General features: G+C 69.1%; 12 protein-coding genes and 1 pseudogene. 2 read left to right on the top strand and 11 right to left on the bottom strand.

Going from position 1 to position 12632, the window contains the following annotated elements; all coding sequences use genetic code 11:
• The first annotated feature begins 89 nt into the window (after positions 1 to 89).
• Positions 90 to 1157: an acyl-CoA dehydrogenase family protein gene (locus ABFT43_RS17170; protein WP_347961533.1), complete on the top strand. Its 1068-nt coding sequence runs from the start codon at positions 90 to 92 to the stop codon at positions 1155 to 1157.
• Between the two features lie 20 nt (positions 1158 to 1177).
• Here the strand turns inward: ABFT43_RS17170 and ABFT43_RS17165 are convergent, their stop codons facing one another.
• The 4 genes and pseudogenes from ABFT43_RS17165 to ABFT43_RS17150 form a co-directional block, all read right to left on the bottom strand.
• The gene (locus ABFT43_RS17165) at positions 1178 to 2539 is read right to left on the bottom strand and encodes a dipeptidase (RefSeq protein WP_347961532.1); all 1362 of its coding nucleotides are present in this window, start codon (positions 2537 to 2539) and stop codon (positions 1178 to 1180) included.
• Positions 2540 to 2636: 97 nt separating this feature from the next.
• Complete coding sequence (locus ABFT43_RS17160) at positions 2637 to 3701, bottom strand: DUF2252 family protein (RefSeq protein WP_347961660.1); 1065 nt, start codon at positions 3699 to 3701, stop codon at positions 2637 to 2639.
• Entirely contained in the window at positions 3583 to 3975 is a 393-nt protein-coding gene (locus ABFT43_RS17155) for a DUF2252 family protein (protein ID WP_347961531.1), read from the bottom strand. Before ABFT43_RS17155 ends, ABFT43_RS17160 begins: the two co-directional genes overlap by 119 nt.
• A 43-nt stretch (positions 3976 to 4018) precedes the next feature.
• A pseudogene (locus ABFT43_RS17150) lies at positions 4019 to 4909 on the bottom strand (hypothetical protein); the annotation flags it as partial.
• A 231-nt stretch (positions 4910 to 5140) separates the two neighbouring features.
• Here ABFT43_RS17150 and ABFT43_RS17145 point away from each other — a divergent pair.
• Positions 5141 to 5734 carry a hypothetical protein gene (locus tag ABFT43_RS17145; RefSeq protein WP_347961530.1) on the top strand — a complete coding sequence of 198 codons (594 nt, stop codon included), beginning with the start codon at positions 5141 to 5143 and terminating at the stop codon, positions 5732 to 5734.
• 83 nt (positions 5735 to 5817) lie between these two features.
• On the opposite strand, the gene ABFT43_RS17140 is transcribed toward ABFT43_RS17145, so the two are convergent.
• The 7 genes from ABFT43_RS17140 to ABFT43_RS17110 all read right to left on the bottom strand — a co-directional run bounded on the left by ABFT43_RS17140 (position 5818) and on the right by ABFT43_RS17110 (position 12626).
• Positions 5818 to 6294, bottom strand: coding sequence for a Dps family protein (locus ABFT43_RS17140; protein ID WP_347961529.1), 477 nt, complete (start codon positions 6292 to 6294; stop codon positions 5818 to 5820).
• A 102-nt stretch (positions 6295 to 6396) separates the two neighbouring features.
• Entirely contained in the window at positions 6397 to 6828 is a 432-nt protein-coding gene (locus ABFT43_RS17135) for an organic hydroperoxide resistance protein (protein ID WP_347961528.1), read from the bottom strand.
• 168 nt (positions 6829 to 6996) lie between these two features.
• Positions 6997 to 7686, bottom strand: a complete 690-nt coding sequence (locus tag ABFT43_RS17130) for a hypothetical protein (RefSeq protein WP_347961527.1) — start codon at positions 7684 to 7686, stop codon at positions 6997 to 6999.
• Between the two features lie 87 nt (positions 7687 to 7773).
• Positions 7774 to 9066 carry a lipase family protein gene (locus tag ABFT43_RS17125; RefSeq protein WP_347961526.1) on the bottom strand — a complete coding sequence of 431 codons (1293 nt, stop codon included), beginning with the start codon at positions 9064 to 9066 and terminating at the stop codon, positions 7774 to 7776.
• Positions 9067 to 9185: 119 nt separating this feature from the next.
• Complete coding sequence (locus ABFT43_RS17120) at positions 9186 to 10604, bottom strand: two-component regulator propeller domain-containing protein (protein ID WP_347961525.1); 1419 nt, start codon at positions 10602 to 10604, stop codon at positions 9186 to 9188.
• Positions 10605 to 10728: 124 nt separating this feature from the next.
• Positions 10729 to 12120 carry a GntP family permease gene (locus tag ABFT43_RS17115; RefSeq protein WP_457590172.1) on the bottom strand — a complete coding sequence of 464 codons (1392 nt, stop codon included), beginning with the start codon at positions 12118 to 12120 and terminating at the stop codon, positions 10729 to 10731.
• Positions 12114 to 12626: a gluconokinase gene (locus ABFT43_RS17110; protein ID WP_347961524.1), complete on the bottom strand. Its 513-nt coding sequence runs from the start codon at positions 12624 to 12626 to the stop codon at positions 12114 to 12116. Before ABFT43_RS17110 ends, ABFT43_RS17115 begins: the two co-directional genes overlap by 7 nt.
• Positions 12627 to 12632 lie beyond the last annotated feature (6 nt).

The raw sequence follows: 12632 nt of genomic DNA, 5'->3' as shown, positions 1-12632 counted from the left end.
TTGTGCTGCGAAAACCGGGGATTCCGTACTCGATCACGAGTCGAACTGGGTCAGGCGTCCGTCTGCCATCTCGTCGTAGGGTGATGATCGTGAGCACCCAGGACCCGTCCGCACGCCGGAGCGCACTCCGAGCCGAGGCGTACCGGATCGCCGACGAGATCCTCTACCCCGCGTCCGGGGAGGTCGACCGCACCAGCGCCATCCCCGGCTCCCACTGGCGAGCCCTTGCCGACGCCGGACTCTTCGGCATCGCCGCCCCTCCCGAGGTGGGCGGTCCCGACCTCGAGTTCGCCGAGGTCATCGAGATCCTCGAGGTACTGGCCAGCGGCTGCCTCCCGACGGCCTTCACCTGGCTACAGCACCACGGCGTGGTCATCTCCCTGTCGCGGTCACCGAACGCCCCGCTGCGCGACGAGTTGCTCGACGCCACGATCTCCGGCCGGCTGCGCGCCGGTGTCGCCTTCTCCGGCGCGGTCCGGACCCCACCGCGGATGACCGCCCGGCGCGTCGACGCCGGCTGGGTGTTCAACGGCCACTCCCCGTTCGTCAGCGGCTGGGACATCGTCGACATCTTCCAGATCTCCGCGCGCGACGTCGACACCGACGACGTCGTCGCCGCGATCCTGCCCGTCGCCGACCTGCGCGGCCGCGTGCGGGTCATCCCGATGCAGCTCACCGCCGCCAACGCCACATCGACGGTGTCTCTGCAGGTGGCCGACCTGTTCATCCCCGACGCTCGGGTCGTCACCCGGGTGACCCGCGACGAGTTCTTCGCCAACCAGAGCGTGGGCATCCGGATCAACGGCACCCTGCCGTTCGGACTCATCCGACGCTGCGCGGCGTTGCTCGATGCGTCCGCCCTGCCCGAGGCCGCCCGGAGACTCCGCGCGCGGGCCGACGCCGCCCGTTGCGCACTCGACACCGCGATGACCGCGGACGCCGTCGGCCTGGTCGCGGCGCGCGCCGATGCGGCCCAGCTCGCGCTCGACGCCACATCGGCGCTGGTGGCCGCGCACGGCGGGTCGGCCCTGATCCGCGGATATGCCGCCGAGCGACTACATCGCGAGGCGGCATTCATCCTGGTCGCGGCCAGCCGCGCCGAGGTGAAGGACCTGCTGTTGCGGCGCTTCAGCGGCCTGGAACCGTCCGGCGGCTGAGGCCGACGCCCACGCCCGCGCTATTGCGCCCGGCCCACCCGCTCGGCGTAGTCCCGCAGGAAGATGGCCTCGGCGAGCGCGATCCGCTCGATCTCGCCCGGGTCGACGCTCTCGTTGGGTGCGTGGATCAGGCATTGCGGCTCCTCGACGCCGAAGAGCATGATCTCCGCGTCGGGGAAGGTGGTCTGCAGGACGTTGCACAGCGGGATCGATCCGCCCTGACCCTGGATGGCGACGTCGGTGCCGTACGCCGTGGACAGTGCGTCGGTCAACGTGTCGTAGGCCGGACCCGAGGTCGACCCGACGAACGGCGATCCGACCGCCTCCCGCTCGAACGACACCCTGGCGTTCCACGGGGTGACCTTCTCCAGGTGTGCGATGAGCGCGTCCTGCGCCCGGGTCGGGTCCAGGCCCGGCGGCACGCGCAGGTTGATGCGGGCCCGCGCCCGGGGCTGCACCGCCGCCGACGACCCCACGACCGGCGGGCAGTCGATACCGAGCACGGTCACCGCCGGACGCGCCCACACCATGTCCGACACCGTGCCCGAGCCGACGAGATCAACCCCATCGAGAACCGTTGCGTCCGAGCGGAATTGTTCAGGCGGATACTGCACGCCGGGCCACTTCTGGTCGGCGTCGAGACCGGTGACGGTGGTGTTGCCGTACTCGTCGCGCAGGGTCGCGAGCATGCGGATGAGCGCGGCGAGCGCATCCGGTGCAGCGCCGCCGAACATGCCGGAATGCATTGCCGATTCCATGGTCTCGACGGTCACGTCGATGTTCGCGATACCACGCAGCGTCGTCGTGAGGCTTGGCTTGCCGACGGCGAAGTTGCCGGAATCGGCGATGAGGATCGCATCGGCGCGCAACAGATCCGGGTTCTCGACGACGAAGTGCTCGAGGCCGCCGGTCCCCTGTTCCTCCGATCCCTCGCCGACGATCTTGACGGTGACGCCCAGCTCGCCGGCGAGCGCGCGGAGCGCGGTGAGATGGACGGCGATGTTGCCCTTGCAGTCGGCGGCGCCACGGCCGTACCAGCGACCGTCACGCTCGGTCAATTCCCATACGGGAGAATCCCATTCGTCCTCACCGAGTGGAGGCTGCACGTCGTGATGGAAGTACAGCAGGACGGTTGGCGCGCCCTCGGGACCGGGGATCTGCCCGGTCACCGCCTTGGACCCGTCACTGGTCACATGCGCTGCGACGTCGTCGAAGCCCAGTTCGCGGAACGCGTCGAGCAGCCAGTCGACGATCCCGTCGCACTCCTCCGGCGGGAACTGCTGCGGATCGTGGACGGACCGGAACGCCACCATCTCCGCCAGGTCCGTCTTGGCCCGAGGCATCAACTCCCGCACCCGATCCCGCAACGTCGCGTCATCCATGCCCGTCTCTCCTCTGTCGTTCGGCGGCTCGGTTCACCCGAACGCCTGTGTATCACAACCGGCGACGTTCTTCGCCGATCCCCGCGGGGCAATCCGGTCACACCACCAGGTCGCGGACCTCCAGCTCGCCGCGGTTGATCGCGGCGGTCATCTGCACGTGGTCGACTTCGTTCAGATCGGCGTAGGACACCGAGAAGTCGGCGATCGCGTCCGCGAAACCCTTCGTCCGCTCCAGATACCCGGCGATGTCGAAGCGGGTACCGGTCCGCGCGTGGGCCTGCCCGAGCGCCAGCCCGCACAGCCGCGCATACCGGGTCATCCCGTCCGGTTCGGGCTCGACCACCACCGACCCCTTGCCGTCGCGCAGTTGCCGCACGGAGAAATCCCGACGCTCGCCGTGCTCGTCGATCCCGGACGACCACCCCGGGAACAGATCGCTCGCCGCCTGCAGGAGGCGCTGCCCCTCGACGACGCGCTGCCCCTGGTTGTCGAACCCCGAGGCCGGCACATGGCCTGCGAGCACCGACCGTTGGGCCTCCTTGACCTGCAGGAACAGTGGATCGTCGAGGTTCTTGCCGTCATCAGGACGATCCACGCCCGCGTGCCGACGCTGCCCACACCCGACCACCTTGAAGGCGATGTCGACGATGGTGAACCGGGCCGGCAGGGATTGCACGTGCAACGGCAGGGAAGCGCGATAGGAATCGATGCGCTCACGCACCCGCTCGCCGAGCACCGCCGCGGTGTGTTCGGGGAACCGTTCGCTCAGCGGCACCAGCAAGGGCGGATCGCTGCGGATGTGCGCGGAGCCGTCCGAGTCGATTTCGCAGAGTTTCGCCAGGGCCTGCGCGCTGTCGCGGTGGCGGGCCGTGCGCAGCGCCTTCCGTGTGCGCTTGGTCATCGAGATGTCCACATCGGCCCGATCTCGGCGAGCACCGACTCGACATCGATCCCGGCGTACCAGCACTCGAGCGTGGTCATCGAGACACTGCGCCTGAGGGTGCGCCGGTAGGTCTTCGCGACGGTCTTGGCGATCTTGCGGTTCACCTTGTCGTCGAATCCTTCTGTTGCGTCCGGCGATCACGAAACTCGCCGCCAGTCGTTTGACGTCCCATTCGAAAGGGCCGACGTGGCTCTCCTCGAAGTCGTTGAGGTCGAACACCATTCGACGTTCCGGACTGAAGCAGCAGGCCCAGGTTGCCCAGATGCGCGTCGCCGCACTGCCGGGTGATGATGCCGGTGTTCGGAGTGCGGGCGAGATCGTCGGCCATCAGCGCCGCGACGCCCCGATAGAACGTGAACGGGGTCGCCGCCATGCGGGCGTGTCGGACCGAGATCAGCTCGGGTACCCGGGTACGGGCCTGGGCGGCGAGGATGGCGAGCGGGTCGGCCCGTTCCCCGCGCGTCGGGCAGGCGGCGAGGTCCACGGCGGTCACTGCTGCTCCTCCTCACCCCCGCGGGCGATCCCGGGCGGGCGCGTCACTGGTACGAGATGAACCAGGGCGTCGGGCGGACCGCCATGGTCGCCGCGGGCGAGAAGGGCGGTGAGTCCTCCGTGTAGAAATTCTTCCAGCCCATCCACACGCCCGCGGGCAGATCGATGAGCAATCTGCGCCAGGTCTCGAGCTTCACGCCGGGTTCACCGTGACCGTCGGCGTGCAGCACGACCTGCAGTTCCGGACGGTCGGTGACGATCCGCTCGCGGTGGACGAGCATGTCGGCGTCGAACTGGTGCAATACGAACAACTTCTGTGGCAGTCGGCGGTCTCGGACGAGTCCCGCGAGCCACTCCGACGTCCGGTTGACCTCGTCGGCCTCCACCGAACCGATCTGGGTGAGGTGGACCTGGTCGGGTTTCAACCGCCATTCGGGGTCGAGGGCCAGCCCTACGTGCGGCTGCGCCAGCAGGTCGGCGTACCGCTGAGCCTGCGCCAGGAAGTCCATGCGGCCGGGCTGCAGGTCGAGGGTCACGTACACGCCCGCACGTCCGGCCGCCTCGACCCATGGCCGCAGCGTCTCCGGATCGATCATGTTCGTGTAGTTCGATCCCTCCCCCGGCTCCGACGATGCGACGGTCGCGATGATCTCGAAGGCCGGCACGACGGGTTCGGCGGAGAACCGCTGGTACTGCGCGGCGAGTGCACGGGCCTTCGCGATCGACTCGTCGACGCCCTGCCGTCCCAGAGGCCCGAGCGCGGGCGCACCGGGTGACCCGTAGAGCGCCACCATGCGCCGTCCGGGGAACACGGTCCGTCCGCCACCGGGCAATTCCGTTGCCTTACGAGCCGGTTCGACGGCGGCGTCGTCATGGCCGGCCGTCTCCGGCAGCGCCCGCAACGAGGTCGGCGGGCTGCCCGACCCGGCGATGACCGGACCGACCAACACGCAGATGATCATCACGCCGATCACCCTGAACGTCACCGGGCATCCCTCCGTCCGTGAAGCCTGTGGGAGCTGCCGGTCCGCTGGGCACCCACGGTCGCCGAACGTAGCAGCGCGGGCCGGTCACGACGACCGTCTGGCGGGCACCGGTGTCCTCACCGGCGACGACAGCGGAGTCCTGTGACCTGGTTCACCAGCGCGTGAACCCGTCGTTGTAGCGTGTGTGCCGTGGACTATTGGGGTGTGTTGGTCGGGTTGGGGCTCCTCGCGTCGGTGATCGCGACGGCGGCGTTCGTGCGCTATCGCGAACGCGAGGCCACGACCCTGCAGAAGCAGACTGTTCTCGCGCGGGAGCTGCGCGATCTCGCCGGGGACGACGAGGTCCGTCTGGCCGCGGTGGACGAGTTCTCCCTCACCGTCTACCAGCGCCTGTTCTACGCGTCGGTGGTGTCACCGTGGATTCGCAGCGCCGCGTGGGCGTTCCTGGGTGCCGGGATCACCGCCGTGGGCGCCCTGGCGGTGGACTCCCTCGACGGTGTGTACGCCGCCGTCGTGACCATCGTCCTCATGGCGGCGTCGGCGATCTTCGGGCTCGCGACACTGGTGTTCGCGGGGATCGCGCTCTACCACTCGGCGGCAACCCCGCGCGTCTCGTTCCCGGACTCCTACGCCGTCGACGACGAACCCGCGACACCGGCGACCACGGCGACACCGGCGGTCACGGCGACACCGGCCGCCACCGAGAAACCGGTGGCCACCGAGAAACCGGCCGCCACTGAGAAATCGTCGACCTCCGCCGAGGTCGACGACTGAACCTCTCCGACATCCGGACGCAACGAACCCCGCTGGGAGACCAGCGGGGTTCGTTGCCTGTGAGAGGTTCTGCGCGCGAGGCGTCAGGCGACCTGCGCCTGCCACATCCAGTGGAGCTGCTCCAGCTTGGATGCGAACGAGATGAGCAGGTCCTGCGTCACCGGGTCGGCCTCTTCGGTGGCGGTGATGCGCTCACGGAGACCGTCGATGACCGCCTTGAGGTTGGCGACCATGGACTCGACGACATCGGTGTCCTTGGTCCACCCCTCGCCGAATCCCTTGGTGCCTGCGGTCTTGGCCACGGTCTCGGCGCGGCCGTCGGGGCTCACGCCGATGGCGGTGGCGCGCTCGGCCGCCGCGTCGGTGAACTCACGCGCGACCGTCACGAGCTCGTCGAGGTCGAGGTGCACCGAACGGAACTGCTTGCCGACGACATTCCAGTGCGCCTGCTTGGCGATGAGGGTCAGGTCGATGAGGTCGACGAGCGTGTCCTGGAGTGCCTTGCCGGCGACGGCCTTCTGCTCGTCGGTGAGAGTGCTGGTGATCGGGTTGGTGGCCATGATCAAAGACTTCCTTTCGTGTCTTCATCTGGGCTGATCGAAGTCCGCACCGACGCCGGGTGGGCGGCGACCCGGACCTCGGATGAGGAAAGACCGGTCGGATCAGACGACGACGGTCACCTTGTGGTCGATGTTGCCGCGGGTGGCCTTGGAATACGGGCAGAACTCGTGGGCCTTGTTCGCGAGTTCCCGGGCCTCGGCCTCGTCGACGCCGGGGATGTAGGCCTCGATCTCCACCGTGAGCCCGAAGCCGCCGTCCGACGGGTCCTTGCCGATGCCGACGGTGACCTTCACGGTCGACTCATCGGGCACCGGACTGCCCGCCTGCTTCGACGTGGCGCGCAGGGCACCGAGGAAACACGCCGCGTACCCGGCGGAGAACAGCTCCTCCGGATTGGACCCCTCACCGCTGCCGCCCATCTCTTTCGGCGGGCGCAGATCGAGGTCGATCTGGCCGGTGGCCGAGACCACCTCTCCGTCGCGTCCTCCGCCGGATGCCTTGGACGAGATGGTGTACACCGGTTCGATTGCCATCGGAGATCCTCCTGGTCTGCTGGTGTGGTGTCTCGGTGCCGGTCCGCCCACGGCGCGACGACACGTGACACCGCCGGTGAGAACCAACGTTCTTTCCAACCCACCTGTACCCGGATTCATTCCGGTCAAACCGCCTGGTGGCGGGCGCAACAAGGTCGCGCGAAAGTGTCAGCGGCCGCGGAACACGCGACTCGGGCGCATCCGCGTCGACTCCGGCAGCCAGCGGTTGACCGGCCGGCGCAGGGTCAGCAGCGCCGACACGAGCACCAGCGCGAACTGCAGCCACCCGAGGACCACCATCGCCGACGGGATGTCCGGGTAGCGGAACAGCAGGTCGATGCCGATCGGCACGCAGAGCAGGTGCACCACGCAGACCGCGACGAAGAAGTTCCGGCAGCTGCGGCTGTGGTGGGTGGCCGCCGCGACCAGCAGCGGGTACTCGATCGCCAGGATCAGCACGATCGCGACCAGCATGACCGGGGGAAAGAACCCCGCCAGCGAGTCGACCTCGTCCTGGGGGGCGGAGTTGACCGGATCGTTCGCGATGCCGTCGAGCAATCGCTGCCGCAGATCGTCGGTGATGGTGCCGAACTCGAGGAAGCCGTAGACGGTGAGGATCAGGCCGATGACCGCCGCACCCCACCACACGACGCGCGCATGCAGGGCGAGCGCGGCCGGAGGCGGCCCCGGGTCGGTGGGGCGGGGCGGGTACAGGGTGTCGTGGTCACGGTCGCGGGAGGAGCGTGCCAGCGCGGCGAGATCCTCCGCGTCGAGTTCTGCCTGGGTCGGGATGCGCTCGGGGTCACGGTCGGAGTGCTCCCCGGATGCACCGCCCGCCGGTCCGTGCGGATCGTTCATTCCTCGATCCTGCCATCCGGGTTCGCCGAAGGGACAGGGCCCGGCGAACGCATTCGCCGGGCCCCGTGGACGTTCGACGACGGGTGTCTACTTCCGGAACTCACCGAGCATGAACTCCATGCCGGGCACGAAGGTTCCGAGCATCGGGATCACATGGTTGACGATCGACTTGGTCAGGATCGGTGGCGTCGGGTCGGTGACGAACCGGACGTCGGCGCCCTGGGCACGCCAGTCGGCGGCGAGCTGCGCGACCTGGCCGTGCGGGATCACATCGTCGTTGAGACCGCCCTCGAGGAACACCGGCGCGTTCGGCCTGAGCCGCCCGATGCGCTGCTCGTCGACGATCTTCTTGACGCCCGGCGACCGTGCGATGACCGCCGACAGCGTCTCGCCGGTCCGGGTCCAGTTCCTGGTCTGCTGGAACCCGAACGCCGGGATGATGTCGGCGATGCAGCTCGTGGCGAGCTGCTTCAGCGCACCCTTGCCCGCGTTGTTGGTCTCCCGCGCGACGACCTCGGCGACCTCGGGATAACGCTCGGTGAGGCCGTTGATCGCGAACCCGATGGCGCCGGCGATCGTGGAACCGTCGATGGCCGGGATGACCCGCTCGAGGTCGGCGGGCGGCGCCCCCGCGTAAGTGGCCCTGACGTTCAGGTCGGGTGCATAGGTCGCGGCGAGTTCCGCAGCCGACGCCGCGGCGCCACCGCCCTGCGAGTAGCCGGCGAAGCCCACCGGCGCGTCGGCCGGAGCACCCGAGATCCGAAGCGCCGCACGGGCGCCGTCGAGCATGGCGTGTCCGGTCTCGGCACGGTTGACGTAGGTGTGGATGCCCGGAGTGCCCATGCCGATGTAGTCGGTGATGAAGACCCGGACACCGTTGAGCAGCATGTAGTACATCTCCGGCGCCGTGTAGTTGACGCCCAGGCTCGGCTTGGTGACGTCGATCGACACGGGCAGGCTCATCAGCCGCGACGCCGCACACTGATCGCCCTGCCCGATCGTGCCCGGGCCGATGACGACGGTCGGGCGAACGCCCTTGCCCCGCCACGGGGCCGTCGGTTCGACGACGGTGCCGGTCACCGCGGCCGGCGAACCGTCCTGGTAGGTCGAGGTGTACATGACCTTGCGCGCGGTTCCCGGCCACTGTCCGGGTGCGCCCGGGATCTGCAGGAGCAGCGGGATCTGCTGGCTCCGGATGACCGACCCCGGTTCGCCGGCGAGGGTCGCCGGCGGCGTGTAGAAATCGGCCGCGTGTGCGACCGGAGTGCTCGGTGTGATCACCGCGGCCGCGCACGCGGCCACGGCTGCCCCCGCGATCACGCCCGTACGCAGGCGTGACCTGCGCAGGGACGCGATCCTGATTCCCGACTTCAGCTTCATGGGCGAGTAACCTACCCCACAGTAAGTTCGGATGGGTGACTGGGTCCATAACCAGGGACCGTCGTGAGTGAATCCGCACGTCGGCGACGCTGTGGCGGCGAACCGGAACCGACCGGCGATCACCGGCCGGGCACGACCTTGAGCATCCGACCGACGGTCCCCTGCCACATGGTCCCGTCGGCGGCGATGGTCCCGGTCAGCTCCAGCGGCTCGTCGAGCGGCGCGGTCCCCACCTGACGGGTCTCCACTCGACGCCCGGTGGCGAAGTCGGTGGCGACATAGGCCACGGGCCCCACCTGCTGCGGGAGTCCCGGCACCACCGGGCCGTAGCCGAGCGCATGGATCAGCCCATCGGCCCGCGAGAGCTTCGGGAGCGTGGCGATCCGGTCTGCGTTCTCCCAGACCCGCCGGCATCCGTCCGGCGAGACGTCGATGCGGGTCATGCCGCCGACGAACGACGCGTCCGCCGGGATGGCGGGTCCGGTCACCGCCATCGGCGGGTACTGGTATCCGTAGGTGCTGGGGATGACCAGCGAATAACCCCACGCCATCGGGGAGTTCTCGGTTCCCGGTCCCGATCGGGCGAATGCCGGCATGCGACACACCTCAGACCCGTCGTCGCTGCGGAAGACCCGCAACCGCGGGCGGTCGGCGTTGTCGACGATGGCCACCCAGCCGTCTCCTCCGGGACCGAAATACGTTGGCGTGGTCCCCGATCCCCAGGTGAGCTGACCCGGCTTCCGCCCCGGCCCGCGGTCGTAGGCGCGCCGCCACACCACCCGCGGGGCTTCGCCGGCGTCGGCCCTCATCTCGTAGAGCGCATGCGTGGTGAGGATCGACGCTCCGGCGCGCCTGACCGACAGTCCGTTGCCGAGCTCCTCACCCGCGGGAAGTCTCGTGGTCCGCACCGTCCGGCGCCCGTTCGGGTCCACGACGCCGATGACTCCGCGCGTCGTGGCGAACCAGATGCGGCCATCGGGGTCCGGCGCGAGACCGGTGATCGCATCGCCGGACGGGATGTGCCGCGCGACGTCGATCCGGTCGTCGACGTACACCTGCCACACCGCGGACGTCTTGCGGTGCGCGACAAAGAGAATCGAGCCGGAACCATCCGCGACCACGACGCGGTCACGATGGTCGAGGTACCCGTAGACGCCGCCGAGGAGTCCGCCCTTCGTGAGCTGCCGCGACACAAGCGGCTGTGCGGTGCGCGGATCGAAGAGGACCACCGACGGCGCCGCAAACGCCGGTGGCGTCGTACCGATGAACCGGGTGCACAGCGCGACCGGCATACCGTCGCCGCCGACGAACGTCGCCGCACAGGCGCCGCCGGGGATCGACGACGCGGCCAGGCGCGCACCGCGTCCCGGCCCGCGGTGCCCGGTCGAGTCGGTGGACCCGAGGTCGCCGTGCATCAGGGAGGTGCCGGACGGGCCGAGCCCGGTGACCGGCGAATCGGGTTGCGCTGCTGCGGGATGGGCGATGAACGCCGAGGTGAGCAGAACAGCGGCGACCATCCACGTGCCAACTCGCGTCATGAGTCGTCAAGCTACTGGAGAACGCCCCTGGGATCCGCCCTCTCGAGCAGGCCGGCCGACCATATGTCGACAGCCCCTTTCCCGAGGGTCGATTCCAGGGGCGCTTGTGCGCGGACGCGGTCGGTCAGATCACCAGCCCCAGCAGGAGCACCACGATCAGACCGCTGACCGACAGCAGGGTCTCCATCATCGACCACGTCTTGAACGTCTGGCCGACGCTCATCCCGAAGTACTCCTTGACCAGCCAGAACCCGGCATCGTTGACGTGCGACAAGAACACCGAACCCGCACCGATCGCGAGGACGACCAGGGAGATCTCACCCGAGCCGAGGTTGTCGACGAGACCGAGCATCAACGACGACGCGGTGATGGTCGCGACCGTGGCCGAGCCGGTCGCCAGGCGGATCAGGGCGGCGAGCACCCACGCGAGCACCAGGACCGGGACGTTGGCGCCGGTGGCCCAGTCCGCGAGCAGCGTTCCGACGCCGGTGTCGACGAGGACCTGTTTGAAGCCGCCGCCTGCGGACACGATCAGGAGGATGCCGGCGATGGCGGGCAGGGCCGCGCCGGTGGTGTTGGAGATGGTCTGCCGGTTCATGCCCGACCCGACGCCGAGGGTGAACATGGCGACGACGACGGCGATGAGCAAGGCGATCAACGGGGTGCCGAGGATGTCGAGGACACGTCGCACGACCTGGTCCTCGTCGTCGATGAAGATCTCCGCGAGCGCCTTTCCCAACATCAGCACCACGGGCAGCAGAACGCTGAACATGGTGATCGCGAACGACGGTCGCCTGGTGGTCGGCCCGTCATCGGGATCGACGTCGAACGTGCGCGGGGCCTCGACCTGCACCCACCTGCCGGCGAGCGTGCCGAACAACGGGCCGGAGACGATGATCGTCGGGATCGCCACGCCCACACCGAGCGCGAGCGTCAGGCCGAGGTCGGCCCCGAGCGCGTCGATCGCGACGAGCGGACCGGGGTGCGGCGGCACGAAGCCGTGCATCGCCGACAGGCCGGCGAGCGCCGGGATGCCGATCGGGACGAGTCCGAGACCAGAACGTCGTGCGACGAGGTAGATGACCGGCATCAGCAGCACGAGACCGATCTCGAAGAACATCGGCAGTCCGATGATCGCGCCGACGAGCGCCATCGCCCACGGGAGCATCCGCGGCGAGGCGTGTCCGACGATCGTGTCGACGATCTCGTCCGCACCGCCGGAGTCGGCGAGCAACTTGGCGAACATCGCGCCGAGCGCGATGAGGATTCCGACACCGGCCGCGGTCGAACCGAATCCGGTGGTGAACGACTCGAGGACGGTCGGGATCGACTCACCCGCGACGATGCCGACGGTCGCACCACCACCGACGAGCGCCAGGAACGGGTGGACCTTGGCGACCGTGATGGCCACGACGATGAGCGCGATGCCCGCGAGGGCCGCGACGACGAGTTGCCAGCCCGGTGCGACCGGTTCGGGCAGGTCGGCGCCGGCCGCGACGACGGTGGACGTCAACATGATCGGTTCTCCTCGCCGACCGGAAGGGCGCCGACGAGTTCGTCGACGATGTCGTCGACGCTCTGGTCCACGTCGACGGTGAGGCCGCGCTCCGCGGCGGCAAGCGGTTCGAGGGTGTCGAACTGGGACTGGAGCAGGGCGGTGGGCATGAAGTGGCCGGGCCGGGAGGCCTGGCGGCGTGCGATGACCCCGAGCGTGCCGTCGAGGTGGGCGAAGGTGACCGTCGGGACGTGCTCGCGGAGCAGATCACGATACGCGCGTTTCAGCGCGGAGCAGCTCATCACCCCGCCGTCGGCGTGCTCGGCGAGCCAGGTGCCGATGGCCTCGAGCCAGGGACGGCGATCGTCGTCGTCCAGGGGCTGACCGGACGACATCTTGGCGATGTTCTCCGGCGAGTGGAAGTCGTCGGCGTCGGCGAACGGCACGCGCAAACGCTGGGCCAGGGCGGCACCGACCGTCGACTTGCCGGACCCGGATACGCCCATCACGACCACTGGAGATCGCATGTCCAC

This window comes from Gordonia aurantiaca (assembly GCF_039939235.1).
Lineage (GTDB): Bacteria > Actinomycetota > Actinomycetes > Mycobacteriales > Mycobacteriaceae > Gordonia.
Note: the sequence above shows the minus strand (reverse complement) of the source record. Positions and strands in the feature narration are given on the sequence as shown.